General features: G+C 33.4%; 13 protein-coding genes. 8 read left to right on the forward strand and 5 right to left on the reverse strand.

Features of this window, described 5'->3' with window-relative positions; genetic code table 11:
- Positions 1 to 92: 92 nt before the first annotated feature.
- Positions 93 to 2,549 carry an endopeptidase La gene (gene lon / locus FGM02_RS09095; protein WP_139958052.1) on the reverse strand — a complete coding sequence of 819 codons (2,457 nt, stop codon included), beginning with the start codon at positions 2,547 to 2,549 and terminating at the stop codon, positions 93 to 95.
- A 267-nt stretch (positions 2,550 to 2,816) separates the two neighbouring features.
- On the opposite strand from lon, the gene FGM02_RS09100 reads away from it, so the two are divergent.
- A complete protein-coding gene (locus FGM02_RS09100) occupies positions 2,817 to 3,569 on the forward strand; it encodes an NYN domain-containing protein (RefSeq protein ID WP_139958053.1) in 753 nt (250 codons plus the stop codon).
- A 71-nt stretch (positions 3,570 to 3,640) separates the two neighbouring features.
- Here the strand turns inward: FGM02_RS09100 and FGM02_RS09105 are convergent, their stop codons facing one another.
- Together FGM02_RS09105 and FGM02_RS09110 are read right to left on the reverse strand one after the other, a co-directional pair.
- Complete coding sequence (locus FGM02_RS09105; protein WP_243739386.1) at positions 3,641 to 4,720, reverse strand: sensor histidine kinase; 1,080 nt, start codon at positions 4,718 to 4,720, stop codon at positions 3,641 to 3,643.
- Positions 4,717 to 5,850 carry an FIST signal transduction protein gene (locus FGM02_RS09110; protein WP_139958054.1) on the reverse strand — a complete coding sequence of 378 codons (1,134 nt, stop codon included), beginning with the start codon at positions 5,848 to 5,850 and terminating at the stop codon, positions 4,717 to 4,719. Before FGM02_RS09110 ends, FGM02_RS09105 begins: the two co-directional genes overlap by 4 nt.
- Before the next feature lie 342 nt (positions 5,851 to 6,192).
- Here FGM02_RS09110 and FGM02_RS09115 point away from each other — a divergent pair, with 342 nt between their 5' ends.
- The 7 genes from FGM02_RS09115 to FGM02_RS09145 all read left to right on the forward strand — a co-directional run bounded on the left by FGM02_RS09115 (position 6,193) and on the right by FGM02_RS09145 (position 16,007).
- Positions 6,193 to 6,639 (forward strand): Fur family transcriptional regulator, encoded by a 447-nt coding sequence (locus tag FGM02_RS09115; RefSeq protein WP_139958055.1) that lies wholly within the window; start codon positions 6,193 to 6,195, stop codon positions 6,637 to 6,639.
- A 19-nt stretch (positions 6,640 to 6,658) separates the two neighbouring features.
- Positions 6,659 to 7,930 carry an adenylosuccinate synthase gene (locus tag FGM02_RS09120; RefSeq protein ID WP_139958056.1) on the forward strand — a complete coding sequence of 424 codons (1,272 nt, stop codon included), beginning with the start codon at positions 6,659 to 6,661 and terminating at the stop codon, positions 7,928 to 7,930.
- A 148-nt stretch (positions 7,931 to 8,078) separates the two neighbouring features.
- On the forward strand, positions 8,079 to 9,629 hold the full coding sequence (locus FGM02_RS09125; RefSeq protein WP_243739387.1) for an OstA-like protein: 1,551 nt from the start codon (positions 8,079 to 8,081) through the stop codon (positions 9,627 to 9,629).
- Between the two features lie 12 nt (positions 9,630 to 9,641).
- The gene (locus FGM02_RS09130) at positions 9,642 to 10,817 is read left to right on the forward strand and encodes an aspartate aminotransferase family protein (RefSeq protein ID WP_139958057.1); all 1,176 of its coding nucleotides are present in this window, start codon (positions 9,642 to 9,644) and stop codon (positions 10,815 to 10,817) included.
- A gap of 281 nt (positions 10,818 to 11,098) precedes the next feature.
- Positions 11,099 to 11,572: a hypothetical protein gene (locus FGM02_RS09135; protein ID WP_139958058.1), complete on the forward strand. Its 474-nt coding sequence runs from the start codon at positions 11,099 to 11,101 to the stop codon at positions 11,570 to 11,572.
- Complete coding sequence (locus FGM02_RS09140; protein ID WP_139958059.1) at positions 11,569 to 15,522, forward strand: FG-GAP-like repeat-containing protein; 3,954 nt, start codon at positions 11,569 to 11,571, stop codon at positions 15,520 to 15,522. Before FGM02_RS09135 ends, FGM02_RS09140 begins: the two co-directional genes overlap by 4 nt.
- Before the next feature lie 293 nt (positions 15,523 to 15,815).
- Entirely contained in the window at positions 15,816 to 16,007 is a 192-nt protein-coding gene (locus FGM02_RS09145) for a cold-shock protein (protein ID WP_139958060.1), read from the forward strand.
- A 67-nt stretch (positions 16,008 to 16,074) separates the two neighbouring features.
- On the opposite strand, the gene FGM02_RS09150 is transcribed toward FGM02_RS09145, so the two are convergent.
- A complete protein-coding gene (locus tag FGM02_RS09150) occupies positions 16,075 to 17,151 on the reverse strand; it encodes an AMP-binding protein (protein WP_139958061.1) in 1,077 nt (358 codons plus the stop codon).
- Positions 17,126 to 18,076: a CPBP family intramembrane glutamic endopeptidase gene (locus FGM02_RS09155; RefSeq protein WP_139958062.1), complete on the reverse strand. Its 951-nt coding sequence runs from the start codon at positions 18,074 to 18,076 to the stop codon at positions 17,126 to 17,128. The genes FGM02_RS09150 and FGM02_RS09155 overlap by 26 nt, the downstream gene beginning before the upstream one ends.
- Between the last annotated feature and the right edge of the window lie 4 nt (positions 18,077 to 18,080).

Below are 18,080 nucleotides of genomic sequence, written 5' to 3' on the forward strand. Positions count from 1 at the left end.
AAGAATAACAAATTTACTCAATTTAACACTTTTCATAAACAAAAAAAGCGAATGAAATAAATTCATTCGCTTTTACCATATAGAAAAACTGATTAGATCAATTTTTTCGCATTTTTTACTTTTTGTTTGGTCAAGGCAATTTCTAATACCTCACTCATTTCAGTCACATAATGAAACTTCAAACCTTTCACATAAGACTCTTTAATTTCATCGATATCTCTTTTGTTTTCAGCACAAAGAACAATTTCTTTGATGTTAGCTCTTTTGGCTGCTAAGATCTTTTCTTTAATTCCACCAACTGGCAACACCTTACCACGCAAAGTAATTTCACCTGTCATTGCCAAGTTAGATTTTACCTTACGTTGTGTTAAAACTGAAATTAACGACGTTAACATTGTAATTCCGGCACTTGGCCCATCTTTAGGCGTCGCTCCTTCTGGAACATGGATATGAATTTTGTAATCGTCTAAAACTTGTTGATCAATTCCAAACTCTTCAATATTCGCTTTGATATATTCCAATGCAATAGTTGCTGACTCTTTCATTACTTTTCCTAAGTTACCCGTAATAGAAAGTTCTCCTTTTCCTTTCGATAAAATAGATTCTATAAATAAAATATCACCACCAACACTTGTCCAAGCCAAACCTGTAACAACTCCAGCAACATTGTTATTTTCGTATTTATCTCTATTCAATCTTGCTGCACCTAAAATAGTAACAATATCTTCGTCTTTTAATTTGATATTGTACTCCTCTTCCATGGCAATGGATTTTGCCGCAAAACGAACTACTTTTGCAATTTGCTTTTCCAAACCTCTAACTCCAGATTCACGTGTATAACCTGTCACAATTTTTTCCAATTGCGACTTCCCAACTTTTAAATGTTCTGAGGTCAACCCGTGCTCTTTTAATTGCTTAGGAAGTAAATGTTTTTTAGCAATTTCTACTTTTTCTTCAATGGTATACCCACTAACATTAATCAGCTCCATACGGTCTCTTAAAGCCCATGGCACTTCCCCTAAATTATTTGCAGTAGCAATAAACAACACTTTAGAAAGATCGTAGCCAACTTCTAAATAATTATCATAAAAGGCTGTATTTTGCTCAGGGTCTAAAACCTCTAACATTGCTGCAGATGGATCTCCTCCATGATTATTCACCAATTTATCTATTTCATCCAATACAAAAACTGGATTTGATGTTTTGGCTTTTTTCATGTTTTGAATCAAACGACCAGGCATAGCCCCGATATAGGTTTTACGGTGTCCTCTAATTTCAGACTCATCACGTAAACCACCTAAAGACATACGAATATATTTTCGTCCCAAAGCTTCGGCGACTGATTTCCCTAAAGAAGTTTTCCCGACACCTGGAGGGCCATACAAGCAAATTATTGGCGATTTCATATCCCCTTTTAATTTTAGCACAGCCAAATGCTCAATAATTCTTTCCTTCACTTTTTCCAGACCAAAGTGATCTCTATTCAATATTTTCTCGGCTCTTTTTAAATCAAATTTATCTTTAGAATATTCATTCCAAGGCAAATCTAGCAACAGCTCTAAATAATTTCTTTGCACAGAATAATCTGGCATTTGTGGACTCATTCTTTGCAAACGTCCAATTTCCTTTTCAAATCGCTCTCCAACTTCTTTCGGCCATTTTTTCTTTTTAGCTTTGGCTTTTAACTCATTCAGTTCTTCATCATTAGAAACGCCTCCTAATTCTTCTTGAATGGTTTTTAATTGCTGATTTAAATAATATTCACGTTGCTGCTGATCCATATCAACACGTGTTTTAGACTGAATATCATTTCTTAAAGCCAAACGTTGTAATTCTTTGTTCAACTCTTTTAAAGTCATAATAGCTCTTTCTTTTAAGCTATTTTTTTCTAACAATACTTGCTTCTCCTGAACACTTAAATTCATATTAGAAGAAATAAAATTCACAAGAAAAGATTGACTTTGGATATTTTTAATGGCGAAACCAGCTTCTGAAGGAAGATTCGGATTTTCTTTCACTACCTCTAAAGCAGATTCTGTTACCGAAGCCATAATTTCTTTAAACTCATCAGTATCTTCTACAAAAGTATCTTCTAAGAATTCTTCTGTTGTTGCTTTTAAATAAGGTTCTTCTTGAACGACTTCTTTAATTTGAAAACGCTTTTTTCCTTGAATAATAACGGTTGTATTTCCATCAGGCATTTTTAACACACGTAAAATCTGTGCAACCACACCCGTTTTATGGATATCTTCAGCAGTTGGCGTTTCAATATCAGGATCAATTTGAGAAACCACTCCTAAAATTTTATCTCCCTTATTTACATCTTTAATTAATTGAATGGACTGATCTCTTCCTGCAGTAATCGGAATGACAACCCCAGGGAAAAGCACCGTGTTTCGTAATGGTAATATGGCTAAAACCTCTGGAATTACTTCTTTATTTATTTCTTCTTCGTCTTCTGCCGTTAATAAGGGAATTAATTCTGAATCTTCATCTAACATATTGTGAAGCGACATTCTGTCTATTTTTACTATTTTTGAATTGCTCATTTATCTCTTTTTCTGTCATAATGACACTTAGTTCCTATTTCCTTTTTAAAATCAAAAGCCCCTAAATTAAAACTAACTGATTTTAAACAACTTAACCACAATCACGTGGCACAACATAAATAATAAGTCAATTCTTATGCCAAGACGTAAACGTCAGTTTCCTGACTTGCCATGATAAAACAGAAATTGAATTTAAAGAAAATTAACATTAAGAAATATGATTAGAGCAAATATTTACTAAATTTAGCTTCAGAAAAATAACCCCACATGAAAGACGCAAAACTTGCAGTACTTATAGATGCTGACAACGTACCTTATAAAAACATCAAAGAAATGCTTGACGAGATTGCCAAATATGGAAATCCGACAATTAAACGAATTTATGCCGACTGGACCAAACAGACAGCTTCTGGATGGAAAGGCGTATTGCTTGAAAATGCCATTACTCCTATACAACAATACAGTTATACTACCGGAAAAAATTCTAGTGACAGCGCTCTTATTATAGATGCTATGGATTTATTGTACTCTGAAAAAGTAGATGGATTTTGCATTGTTTCTAGTGACAGTGATTTTACACGTTTGGCCACACGATTGAGAGAAGCCGCCATGTTTGTTATTGGAATTGGTGAAAAGAAAACCCCAAAACCTTTTATTACCGCTTGTGATAAATTTATTTATATTGAAATTCTAAAAAAGGAACAGGAACAAGAACAGGAAACTATTGAAAAACAAGACAAACCTAGCAAGCAAAAAGCAGAAACTCCTTCTGTAAGTAAAATTGATGCAAGGCTTATAAATCTTATAAAAAATAGTATTGATGAAATTTCTGACGACAGCGGTTGGGCTTTCCTAGGTGCTTTGGGAAGTTTTATTATTAAAAAGAAAACTGATTTTGACCCAAGAAATTATGGTTTTCAAAAATTATTTCCTCTTATAAAAAGTATCGGAAAATTTGAAATTGAAGAAAAACAGACAGGCGATAATAATATCAGACACATTTATATAAAGAACAAATAATTGTTTCCTTTAAATTGCTTTAATTTTTAAAGAAGAAAATGCCAAATAGCTAAAATTGAATTACGAATTCCCTAAGAAACACGTCTTCCAAAATTATTGGATTTTTTTCTTAAGGTAAAATAAAATACAGTGCCCTCATTTAGCTTTGAATCTAGCCAAATTTGACCATCAAAAAGGTTGACAATTTTTTTAACGATAGAAAGCCCTATTCCAATGGATTTAGGGTCATTTTCTAGTTTCGAGAATGTTTTAAAAATTTTATCGAAGTGCTTCTCTTCAATACCTTTGCCGTTGTCTTTGATAAAAAATTTGTAATGTGTTTTACTATACTCATTATAGCCAATTTCAATAAGGCCCTTTTCTTTGTCGTTGTACTTAATCGCATTGTCAACAATATTTTTAAAAAGTTGTTGTAATCGGTAAGAACTCCCATAAACTGTTGGTAAATTCTGAGTAGTAATAAAAATATTTTTAGGGCAATCCAATTCCGACAACATTTGATGGACTTCCTTGTTTAAATCTACATCCCCAATAAGTGTTTCTGACCGACCAATATCTGAGTATTCTAAAATTCCAGTAATAATGTTCTCCATCTTTTCCACATTATCTTTAATATGAATCAAACTATCTTTTCCATTTTCGTCAAACAGTTCTTTGTAATCATCATCCAACCAAGTAATCAGCGTTTCAATCGCTCTTAGCGGAGATTTCAAATCGTGAGACACCATATGTGCGTAATCCGTTAGTTCTTGATTTTGTTGTTCAAGATTTGTAACCAACTTATCTTTTTGCTTGTTTATTTCAACTATTTCTTTGGTTTTCCCATCAATAAAATCAACTAATGTAGAGCTACTTACTTCTTGATTTTCTTGACTACTAACTCCCTCTAAACCATAAAATTTTAAAGTATCAATAACCCTACTTAATTTTTTTATGACCTCTTTTTGCGATTCAGATTCTTTTTTTAAACGTTTATTTGCCTCATATAATTCTTCACTACTGATATTCGTTGCTCTTTGCAACATGCCAAATTGCTCATCATTAATTTCATAGGATTTATTGATCGCATCTAAAAACGACTTCAATTCTTCCGAATTGGGGTCTAATTTTAAAAATTTTCGGATTTGTCTTTTTAGAAGAGAGTGCATCATTCGCTTATTAACGTTACCGTCATGGTTTGATTGTGCAACTGACAAGAAATTTCTCCATTAAATGGTGCAATTTCTCCATAAGAGTAAAACCCACTAATTGTTGTTTCCTTATCCAAAACCGCCATTACTTCTTCAATTTCTTCTTCTACCCTTTGATCCAATACTAATTTCCGACCAATACAGCTTACAAGAAAAGCCAATTCTGGAGTTTTTGAATGCAATTTTAAAGCATTCTTAGCCGCTTTTTCAGAAGCGTTTGCGATATTATCTACATTGGTCATCATAAGCTGCACTTGCGATCCTTCAGCAATATCTCCTGCTAAAATCATGGCATTTTCTGCTTCATCAATATTCAAAATAGAACGAACAATTGATTGTCTTTCATCTTTCGTTTTTACTTTTAATGGAAATAATAAGGCAGCCCCTGGTAAATCTTTCGATTTTTCGCCTAAATACGTTTTATACAAATCTAAAGCTGGTTTTCCATCCAATTCATACAATATATTTCCTTTGGATTTTGTGACCGTTCTTTCCGGTCCAAAAGGTGTCCAACCTCCAAAAATTGATGAAGAAACTTCAAATGTTTCTCCGTAAAAACCAATCGCAACAATCTCTCCGTCCTTCGGGTTTTCGTTGTAAGATGCTAAAGTTCTTTCAAATCTTGCAGCATCACCACAAACCCCACCAGTAATCATTATGCTACTGTCCATTCCGTAATTTAAGCCTTTGGTAAGCTGACTTCCATTGATAAAACTTCCTTCAGAAATAACCATGATATAACTCAATCCCTTTTTATCAAATTGATTTGTTAACTCATTTCCCACTGTAAAGCTATCCAGATTTGCATTTTTTATGTTGTTTGTTTTGATAACGAAATTTGTTTTCTCAAATTCTATTGCATTAATTGTGATCGTATTGTCGGCTACAGAACCTGAAGTTATATCGGCACAGGTACTACCAAAAACAATTTCACCATCAGGAAATAATTCCTTTACATCCGCATATACATTTTCATCTTCCAACAACAATCTATCTCCAAAAACCAACACCAAAGGACGTACTAGTTTTTTTTTCTCTTCTAAATACTCCCAATCTTTTCCTTTCCTTTTTATAATTTGCTGTATGTTCATCCTGTGTTTTTTACAAATATAATTTTTCCTCTAACTTATGAATAAAATTTTAGTTTACAAGCGTCTAAATATCGATGAAAGACACCTTCATTAAGATAAAGGAATTCAACAAAAACTAAAAAAACTTGGCTCTGCGGATTCTATTTTTTTTGAATAGCTTCTTAGCCATGGATAAATTGGAGAAAAAATTCATAGAAATGTCACTAAAAAAAGGAATTCAACTTGTACTGATTTAGGATCCTATTTAAAAAAAAAATACTTTAGAATAAAAATGACAAAACCTGCTTTCTAAATCAAAAATAAAGTTAAATTTGCCCTTTGCTATTTTAATATAGTCAACAAATGGAAACTAAAGATAACAATCAAGAAACTGTAAAAGGAGTTTTTGTGAAGTTTTTGGAAAAAAACAGTCACAGAAAAACACCCGAACGTTTTGCTATTCTTCAAGAAATCTACGATTTAGAAGAACATTTTGATATAGAATCACTTTATATCAGTATGAAAAACAAAAACTACAGAGTTAGTAGAGCAACCCTTTACAATACAATTGAGTTACTTTTAGATAGTGGATTGGTAAGAAAACACCAATTTGGTCAAAACCAGGCGCATTATGAAAAAAGTTTTTTCAACAAGCAGCATGACCATGTGATTTTAGATGACGGACAAGTAATTGAATTCTGTGATCCTAGAATACAAAATATTCAAAAATCTATTGAAGAGTTTTTTGATATTGACATTAAAAGTCACTCACTTTATTTTTATGGAACAAAAAAAAACAAGAACAAATAATTTATTAATTTTTTAGATAATGGCTGTAGATTTATTACTTGGCTTACAATGGGGTGACGAAGGAAAAGGTAAAATTGTAGATGTACTTACAAAAAATTACAATTTAATTTCACGCTTCCAAGGAGGACCAAATGCTGGACATACGTTAATTTTTGACGGACACAAACATGTATTACATACAATTCCATCAGGTATTTTTCACGATGAAGCTTTAAATATCGTAGGAAACGGAGTAGTAATTGACCCTGTTATCTTTAAAAAAGAATTAGAAAATTTAGACAAGTTTAATTTAGACTTAAATGCTAAAATTTTAATTTCTAGAAAAGCTCATTTAATTTTACCTACACACCGTTTGCTTGATGCTGCTTCTGAAGCTGCTAAAGGAAAAGCAAAAATCGGTTCTACTTTAAAAGGTATTGGTCCAACTTATATGGACAAAACAGGTAGAAATGGAATGCGTGTTGGTGATTTAGAATTAGACAATTGGAAAGAAATTTTCCAAACACTTACCGACAAGCACTTAAAAATGTTGGCTTTCTTTGATGTTGAATTAGAATTTAACTTAGAAGAATTAAAAGAAGAATTTTACATTGCTGTAGCACGTTTAAAAGAACTATCATTTATTGATAGCGAAGAATATTTACACCAAGCTATTAAAAGCGGTAAAACAATTTTAGCAGAAGGTGCGCAAGGATCTTTATTAGATGTTGATTTTGGAACTTACCCTTTTGTAACTTCATCTAACACTACTGCTGCTGGAGCTTGTACTGGATTGGGAATTGCCCCAAACACTATTGGAGAAGTTTACGGAATTTTCAAAGCGTATACAACTCGTGTAGGTTCTGGACCTTTCCCAACTGAATTATTCGACGAAGACGGAGCTAGAATGGCTAAAGTTGGTCATGAATTTGGAGCAACTACAGGACGTGCAAGAAGATGTGGATGGTTAGACATCGTAGCTTTAAAATATGCTTGTCAAGTAAATGGAGTGACGCAATTAAACATGATGAAAGGTGATGTACTTTCAGGATTTGAAACGTTGAAAGTTTGTACAGCTTATAACTATAAAGGAGAAATCATTAAACATTTCCCTTACAATATTGAGCCAGAAAATGTAACACCTATTTATACAGAATTTAAAGGTTGGAGTGAAGATATTACTGAAATCACTTCAGAAGCAGAATTCCCTAAAGAATTGTCTGAGTATATTTCTTTTATTGAAAAAGAAACAGGAATCAGAATTTCTATTGTATCTGTCGGACCTGATAGAAAACAAACTATTGTAAGATAATTTACTTAGTTTATCATCTATAAAAACGGACACTTTTTTAAAGTTGTCCGTTTTTTATTTTAAAGAAATACAGCTTTGTAGATAATTTAACAAATAAAAAAAATTACTCCCCACTTTTTCTTTATTTTTGTGCCTCAAAAGAATAAATTTGAAATACAATATCCTATTTTTTATTAGCTTTATTACTTGTCTTGGTTTTTCTCAAAACAAGAAAATAAAAATTTTAAACTCTGAACAAACCTATAAAGACGAAGCTCGCTATCCTAGAGCCGTTATTTTAAATGGAGCTGTAAAAATCAGTCATGACGGAGCAATTATGACTTGTAACAAAGCCCTACTCTATTCTTCTCAAAATTTGCTGCATGCCTACGGAGAAGTAAAAGTAAACCAGGGAGACACCATTAAACAAAGTTCAGATTATATGAACTACAACGGAAATACAAAAAAAGCAATTTCTTGGGGGAATGTAGTTCTAACAGACCCAAGTATAAAAATAGAAACAGATACCTTACATTTTGACCGTGAACTGCAAGAAATGTACTACAATTGCAATGCAAAAATTACAGATGTAAATAACAAATTAACTAGCAAAAACGGAACCTATTATACCGAACAAAAAAAGTTTACTGCCACAACCAATGTGGTCGTTAGCAATCCTGAAAACAAATTAGTTTCAGGTCACTTAGATTATTATACGGAAAGTGGTCAAACCTATTTTTATGGTCCTTCAACCATTACCACCAAAGAAAGTGTTGCCTATGGAGAACGTGGCTTTTACGATACCAAAATTGGCATTTCTAGATTGATGAAAAACGCAAAGATCAACTACGATAACAGAATTATTGAAGGGGACAGTATTTTTAGCAATAAGGAAAAAGGGTTTGCTTCTTCGACCGGAAATACGATTGTTACAGATACGATTAATAACATGATTATTAAAGGAGGTTACGCAGAATTTCATCGTTTAAAAGATTCTGTTTTGGTTTTAAAAAGACCTGTCGCTATTTCTATTGTAGAAAAAGATTCAACCTTTATTCATGGAGATACTTTATTAATAACAGGAAAACCAGAAGATCGTATTGTGCGCGCCTACCACCATGTAAAAATATTCAAATCTGATTTACAAGGAAAATGTGATTCTTTGCACACCAAACAAAGTATTGGTTTGACAAAAATGTTTAAAAATCCGATACTCTGGTCGGGAGAAAACCAAATTACGGGTGATAGCATTCATTTGCTATCCAATTCAAAAACCAACCAACTAGACTCCTTATTTATCAAAACCAATGCATTTATCATCCAAAAAGATTCTGTTGGTTACAACCAAATCAAAGGAAAAAACATGTATGGTAAATTTGTCGACAATAAACTGAAAACACTTTTAGCAAAAGGAAATGGTCAGGTTGTCAATTATGCTCGTGATGAGATGAAAAAATTAATTGCCATCATGAAAATGAGTTGTAGTAATATATTATTTGAGCTAGATGAAAACGCTGTAAAAAACATCAAGTTTTTAAATATGCCCGATGGTAAAACCTATCCTCCTTCTCAGTTCCCGGTAACGGAAGAGAAATTGAAAGGATTTATTTGGAGAGCCAATGAGAAGCCCCTCACCAAAGAAGATATTTTCATACATGATGATGAAGTTTCAAGTCAAGATCTCAAAAAAAAAGTAAGCAACATTCAACAAAACAACTAAAGTTATAAACTAATGAAAGAGGATTTTTTCAATCACCAAGCACAAACATCTCCTCATCCTTTGGCCATAGAAATATCACATGCCAAAGGTTCCTATATTTATGACCTAAATAAAAAAGCTTATTTAGATTTTGTCGCAGGAGTTTCTGCCAATACATTAGGACACAATCATCCAGAAGTAACCAAAGCAATTAAAAATCAATTGGATGCCTATACACATGTTATGGTATATGGCGAATTTATCCAAAAACCACAAGTAGAACTTTGCAAACTGCTTGCTAAAAATTTACCCAATACTTTACAATCCGTATACCTGACTAATTCTGGAACAGAAGCCACTGAAGGCGCCCTAAAACTTGCCAAAAGAGTTACAGGCCGTAGCGGTTTAGTTTCCTGTAAAAATGGCTACCACGGAAATACTCAAGGCTCTATGAGTGTTTGCGGTGCGGAAGAACAAAACCGTGCTTTTCGACCATTGGTTCCAGGTGTTAAATTCATAGAATTTAATAAAGTAGAAGACTTACAAAAAATAACTACAGCAACTGCAGCTGTTATCCTAGAAACGATTCAAGGGGGTGCCGGATTTATTGTTCCAAAAAATGATTATTTGGCGAAAGTTCGCAAGCGTTGTGACCAAGTTGGCGCCTTGCTTATCCTAGATGAAATCCAATCTGGAATTGGAAGAACAGGAAAATTATTTGGTTTTGAAAATTACCATATGGTACCCGACATTGTTGTTACAGGAAAAGGTTTAGGCGGTGGAATGCCAATTGGGGCTTTTATTTCTTCCAAAGAAAACATGGCCTGTTTACAAAACAATCCTAAATTGGGACATATCACAACATTTGGTGGTCATCCGGTAATTGCCGCCGCTGCGTTAGCTACCCTTCAACAATTATATAAAAATAATTTACTGGAAGAAAGTCTACGAAAAGAACAATTATTTCGTTCCCTTTTGGTGCATCCTAAAATCAAAGAAATTCGCGGTATTGGTTTAATGTTGGCTATCATTGTTGACAATCCGGAATTTGCTTCCAAAGTTATTTTAGACTGTTTAGACAAAGGTTTGATACTATTTTGGCTTTTATTTGAAGGCTCAGCCATTCGATTGACGCCCCCTCTAACCATTTCTGATGAAGAAATTAAAAAGGGCTGTCTGATCATTTTAAACTCATTAGAAAAAATATAAAAAGGGATTTTTATATTTCAAAAAAAACAAAAAAAAACTAACCTATGTTAATTTTTTGTTATATTTTAGACTATCAATTTATTCAAGGCAGCTAATTATTTTACGTTAATGGTTAATTTCATGACAAATCCCATTATCATTTTCTTTTCAAAAAGAAGTTTTTGCTAGATATAAATTGTACACCCCCTAGGATTAATTATTAGTACAATTGACTTATACCTATTTTATTTAGGTACAGGTTTATATTAAATAAATTTACTAACCTTTAATTCTTAATTTTCATGAACAATTCACTCTCAAAACTACAAGAGTTCGAACCAAAGCTCTTGTCAAACCAAAACCTAAAGACACTTATAAAAGTTTCTTTATTGGCCATTGTGTTGAATTTCTCAACCTCAATCTACTCACAAAACCCACCAGAATTTATTCAAGAATGGCAACCACTAGAAGAAGCTGAGTTCCATTACGATGTATCCTATGCCGTTGTAAAATGCTCTCCAACTTCTAATGCGCAAGTTATTTTAAATGCCTTTGATGAAAGCGGTTCTCATTCCAAAATTGGATTTACACTTGACTTAACCGATGCTACTGGAAACAAAGCTCAAGTAACAATTCCTTTGTTCTCTACCAAACTAGGTGACATGAATATCTCATCATGTGAATCTGAACTAAATTCAAATTTAAAATTTGAAGTACCTGCAGGTATAGACGCTGCTACTATGAAAATTGAAATAACTTATAACACTGGGTCATGAAAAAAATAATCTCAATATTTATTTTGATTGCATTCTTTAGTATTAGTCAGCAATCAACCGCACAGTCGTGCAACGACGTTCCTGTAATTAACAGTTTTGAACCTAATACTGGTTTTATTGGAAGTGTTGTAACTATTTTTGGAGCAAATTTTGACTCTAATATAATCACTAACAACATTGTGTATTTTGGATCTACAAAAGCTCAAGTACTTAGTGCTACCTTTGGGACCTTAAAAGTTGTTGTTCCTGTAGGTGCTTCAACAGCACCTATTTCAGTTACCAATCAATGTGATTTAACAGCTTACTCGAAAGTCGCTTTTAATGGGATTTTTTGCCCTACTCCTTTAAACAATCAAACATACAATAACAGAGCGTTTGATTTAACAGGTGTTTATGGCGCTTACAACATGATTTCACAAGATTTAGATTTAGACGGTAAACCTGAGGTAATTTCTTCTAGTAACGGTGGTGGTTTAACTATTGCAGTTAATAACTCTACTCCTGGGAATTTATCTTTTACTAAAATTAATCGTAGCGGTGGTGGACAAAGTATCTATGCTGCTGATTTTGATGGTGACGGTCTAAAAGATTTATTATCTACTTACTACGTAAATAGAAATACGAGTACAGGACCAGGTAATATTTCTTTTGCAGCTCCTCAAAGTATTCCTCAAGTTAGTAGATACCAAATAGCTGCAGGTGATTTTAACAATGATGGGAAAATAGACATTATCGGTAGTAATGGAAATAATATTTATATTGCCTTTAATACAAGTACAGGGCCTGGAAATATTGCCTTTGGTTCTGCACAATATATTGCAAACCCTGGACATTGTACAGGAATTCAAGTTGCCGATATTGATGGTGATGGGAAAACAGATTTTATTGCCTCACAAGGACCTTATAACAGAGCTGTTTCTATCAGAAACACAACTGCTACAGGAAGTATGACTCAATCTTTTGACGCCCCTGAATTTTGGGCCTCTGGAGGATCTTATCCTTATAGAGCAGGACTTGCAGATTTTGACAAAGATGGAAAAATTGATTTTACTTCTTGTAATTATTCAGGAGCTACAAATACTGCTATATGGAGAAATATTTCTACTGTAGGAAATATTGTTTTTGCTTCTACTGTTAACTTAGCGGCCCCAGGTGCTAATTATAGAATTGGGGTTGGAGATGTAGATGGTGATGGTTATCCAGACATCGTAACTAAATCTTTAGGTGCGAATGTCTTCTCTGTTTACAAAAACACTTCTTCTGCACCAGGCACACCGACCTTTGCTGCTAGAATCGATTACAACTCTAGTTGGCAAGCAGAAGTTTCGGGTATTGTAATTGGTGATTTGGATGGTGATTTTGTTCCAGATATTGCCACTTCTGGTATCAGCTCAAACAGAATACTTTTTCATAGAAACATAAGTGCACAAGTTGATACGGATGCACCTACCGCAATATGTAAAAACATCACAGTTGCTTTGAGTCCTCAAGGTACTGTTTCTATTACTGCAGATATGATAGATGATGGATCTAGTGATGCATGTGGCTTAGATAAAATTGAAATATCTAATGCTAATTTCACCTGTGCAGATATTGGTGAAAACGAAGTTGTTTTAACCGTGACTGACAATGGTGGAAACACTGCCACTTGTACGGCTATTGTAAATGTACAACCCGCTGCCATTATTGTTAGTGGCCAAACTACTGTTTGCCAAGGAGGTATAATTCCTATGGAAGCGAATCTTGGCGATTCTTATTTATGGAAAAAAGACGGTGTTGTAATTGCTGGTGCTACAAATAGAACCTATGATGCTACCGTTTCAGGTTCTTATACCGTAAATGTTACCAATTCAGGCGGATGCTCAGGTGAATCTTTAGCAACTGTTGTTACTGTTAATAACAATCCTACTGTCAACGTTTCCCCATCAGGAACAACATATATTTGTCCTCCAGACGGAAATGCTGAATTAACAGCATCTCAATCATCTATTTATCAATGGATGTTAAATGGTGTGGATATTCCGAATGCAACTCAACAAATATACACCACCAATACTGTTGGTAATTATAGTGTTCGAGTAATTGACTTATTTGGTTGTTCAGCAATTTCAGATGAAATTACGGTTGCTTCCAATCCTCCTGAAATTGACGTGGTTGGTTCCGGAGATTACGGGAATATATTGCCTAATCAAAATTATACGCAAACTTTCCTAATTTCCAATACAGGAACTAACAGCCTAGATATCAACAGTATTTCTATAACAGGTGTTGATGCAGGATACTTTAGTTTCAATATTTCTTCAAACTCAATTGCACCCGGAAGTTCTGCAAATCTTGATGTCGTATTTAATGCACCAAATATCACTACTTATTTAGCTGATTTAACAATTGAATCAAATGACTGTGATGAAAGCTTACTAAGCTATCCATTGTCTGCAGAAATAACTTGTTTGGCTGCTGATATTCCAGAGGAACTTCAGAATATTGAAGCGACCACGGATATTGGAGTATGTACTTCTGTAGTAACTTACGATGTTGCGACAGTAGGAAATCCTGCGGCAGAAATTAGTTATATTTTTACAGGTGCCACTACCGGTAATGGCTCAGGAATTGGTTCTGGGTCTCTATTTAATTTAGGAACAACGACTGTTACTGTGAACGCTTCAAATGCTTGCGGTGATGTATCTAAAAGTTTCAATATACTAGTTACCGACAACACCGCTCCTAATATTATTGCTAATGATTTGGCTGTTGAATTAGATGCTAATGGAAATGCAACTATTAGCGCTGAAGACATTGAAAATGGCAGTACAGATGCTTGTGGTATCGCTTCTATTTCGGTTGACAAATCAAATTTTGATTGTTCAAATATTGGTAATAACGACGTTATTTTAACGGTGACAGATAACAATAATAACAGTTCAACTACTACCGTTAATGTAGTTGTTAGTGATACAATTGTACCAACTGTAATTACTCAAAACATTATTGTTGCTCTATCAAATGGAGAAGCAACAATAACACCTGAAAGTATTGACGGAGGAAGTTTTGACAACTGTGAAATAGCTTCTATGGAAATCTCTAGAAACTTCTTTGAATGTGGCGATGATGGTGACCATAAAGTTACATTGACTGTTACTGATGTAAATGGAAACTCATCTTCTAATGTGGCCATAGTTACAATTAAAGGAGTAATTCCAACCGTCACAATTGATGATTTTACTGCAGTGAATGGACAAAATCAGAATACTGTATTTATCGGATATGGTCCAAGTGAAATTGAATTAGTAACTAATGCGAACGGTGGAAGTGGGTTCACCTATAGTTGGACCGCCAATTCGGGTGAAAGCATTGATAATGTAGCGAACCCTACAATCAAGCCAACTGCAAACACTATCTACACTGTTGTAGTAACTAATTCTAACGGTTGTTCTGCAACTACCTCTATTGAAGTTTGTGTAATAGACGCAAGGAGTTACGATAAAAAAGGTAACATCCAAAAAGGAAAAGTTACCATCTGTCATCATACAAGCAGTAGCAAAAACAAATTTGTAATGATTAATGTTAGCACCAATGCAGTGGCCAAACATATAGAAAATCATGGTGATACTTTAGGTGATTGTGAAGCAACTTGTATAACAGTCACACCGACCATAACATCAAGTCCAAATAGTTTTAAAACTACCGAAAACAATACAGCTGCTAGTCCAGAAGTTATTGTTTACCCAAACCCTGCTAAAAACAATGTTAGCATATCTTTAAATACTGGAGAAAACGTCCCTGGTACAATTCAAATCTATGAATTCTCTGGAAAAATGATTTATTCTAAGGTTATTCAGGATGTTAATAAAGGGCAAAATGTAAGTATTAAAAACCTTAAAAAAGGTACTTATTTGGCTAAAGTAATTTATGATGGTAATGTTTTTGTTGAATCATTTGTCAAAAATTAAATATAATTATTAAACTAAAATTCAACCCCACTAACAAAATTAGTGGGGTTGTTATTTTATATTTAAAATATTCTGATCAAATTTTCATTTGATGATAGAGGCATAACGAATACTATTCTACAGGCTTTAGATCAATTATAATCGAACTTAATAAAGTGATAAAACCATTAACATTACCCAATAAAATTCTCCTTAGGATAGATTAAGCCTACAAACTGTTGCAAATAAATTTATTCTTTTTTATTTTATAAAATAAAAAAAATACTATATTTGTGTTTTTAAAACATATTATAATGAAAAACGGTACAGTAAAGTTCTTTAATGAATCAAAAGGATTTGGATTTATTACAGAAGACGACACTAACGAAGAATTCTTCGTACACATCTCAGGTTTAATTGATGAAATCAGAGAAGGAGACTCAGTTGAGTTCGAATTAAAAGAAGGTAGAAAAGGTATGAACGCAGTTGATGTTAAAGTAATTTAATTAAAACTGTCTTTTAGATATTTTTAAAATCTGAAAAGCTCGTTGTAGAATATACATCGAGCTTTTTTTATGCGTATTCCGTAAGTGCTACGGTATTTTTTCTTTGAATTTTCTTCGTAGCTGTCTCTGCAAAACTGGGCACAAAACAAATAGCCTTCGGAATTTCAAATTTATCTAAGTCTACCTGTTTTAAAAAAAGAGCAATCTCAGACTTGTCATAAATAATACTCCCTTCTCCTTCAATAAAAAGAACAAGTTTTTCTCCTAAACGAGCATCTGGACAACCATAAATAAAGAATCGTTCCTCAATATGGCTAGCCATTTTTTTTTCTATTTGTTCCGGTATAAATTTTAGTCCACCAGAGTTGATAATGGAATCAAAACGACCTAACCAAACAAATTCTTTTTTTGAGTACAATGAAATTACATCATTAGTGATAATGCAGTTATTTGACACCAAAGGAGCGTCTATCTTTAAACAATTTCTTGCATCTATTGAAAATGACACATTTGGCAAAGCCCTATAACATTCTTGATTTTCATCTGGCAGAAAATTATTCAATTTTTTAAGAGCTATATGACTCACCGTTTCTGTCATACCATAACTAGCATATAAACGACAACTCGTATCTATTAGCTGCTTCTTTAAACTTTCAGACACGACTCCGCCCCCGACCAAAATTTTCTTTACTTTGTTCAAATCGTTTATTGAATTGGCAACTTGTAAAGGAACCAAGGCTGCAAAATCAAAATGAGATTTAGGATCCTTTAACGGACAGCTATTCTCTTTTGTATAGCTTAGCTCCCAACCTAATTCTAATGCTCTAACCAACATCATTTTACCAGCAATATAGTTTGCAGACAAGCATAGCAATGCTTTAGTACCTGCCCCTAAATCAAAATAAGTACCTGTTGCCACGGCTGAATTTACCATATGCTTTTTTTGAACTTGTATTCGCTTCGGAATTCCGGTAGATCCTGATGTTTTTACTTCAACATACAATTTGTTATCAAACCAATCAACCAAAAAATCAGCTATATCTGTAGACAAATCTTTAGAAAACAAGAGCAAGTCTTTTACATTTTCAAAAGAACTCTTATTTAATTTAAAAGATCTATTAAATTCCAATTTCTTCAACTTCATGTATTTCAGTTATCGTTCCACTCAATTTCTCTTTCCAATTATTCCATTTGTATTTCTTAGAAAAAAGGAATAGCAATATAGGATAAAGTACCAGCATAGGTACAAATACCCAAAATAGCGTTGGCTCTGATAAATCTTTAAAAACAGAGTGTGTTTGAAAAGCAGTCCAATCGGCAGTAACAAGCAAGGCTGTCACCAAATTATTTGCGGCATGAAAACCTAAACTAAGTTCCAAACCCTCATCCATTAAAGCCAAAACACCCAAAAACAAACCTGTACCAACATAATACAACAACAGTACATTTCCCAATTTATCAATCTCTGGATTCTCGTAATGCATCAAACCAAATAAAACTGAGGTTACCAACAATGGAAACCATCTATTTTTAGAAACCATTGCCAAACCTTGCATCAGGTAACCACGAAATACATATTCTTCAAACGCAATTTGGATGGGAATAAGAATTAAAGCTAAGGCGAATAATCCTAAAAAAGGTATTAACTCAAAATTCCATTCAAAAAGTTCGGGAGCACTTAAAAGCTGAATTCCAAAAAAGAATACAACGAAAAAAGACCAAATTCCAAAAGAAAAAAAGAATCGTTTCCAATCCATCTTTTTTCGAGCTGTTGTTAAGGATGTTAAGCTTTTATCATGTATAAACTTTACCGAAAAAAATAGTGCTACTAGTCCAAAAACAAAGGGCAACACCATATATATTAACGATATATTAGAATCAAATAAAGTCAAAACATACGTAATGTCATTTAATTTTGTCGCATCTACATCACTATTTTCAGCGACATTTACAATAGCAAAACTCAAAGGAATAGAACCAAAAAACACACCCAATAAAACAAGCACAATACTTGCTATATAACGCCACCAATCTGTTGCACCTTTAAATCCTTCTTCTAAATAGCCCATACTT

Origin of the sequence: Flavicella sediminum, from assembly GCF_006381105.1 — a bacterium.
Classification (GTDB): Bacteria; Bacteroidota; Bacteroidia; order Flavobacteriales; family Flavobacteriaceae; genus Flavicella; species Flavicella sediminum.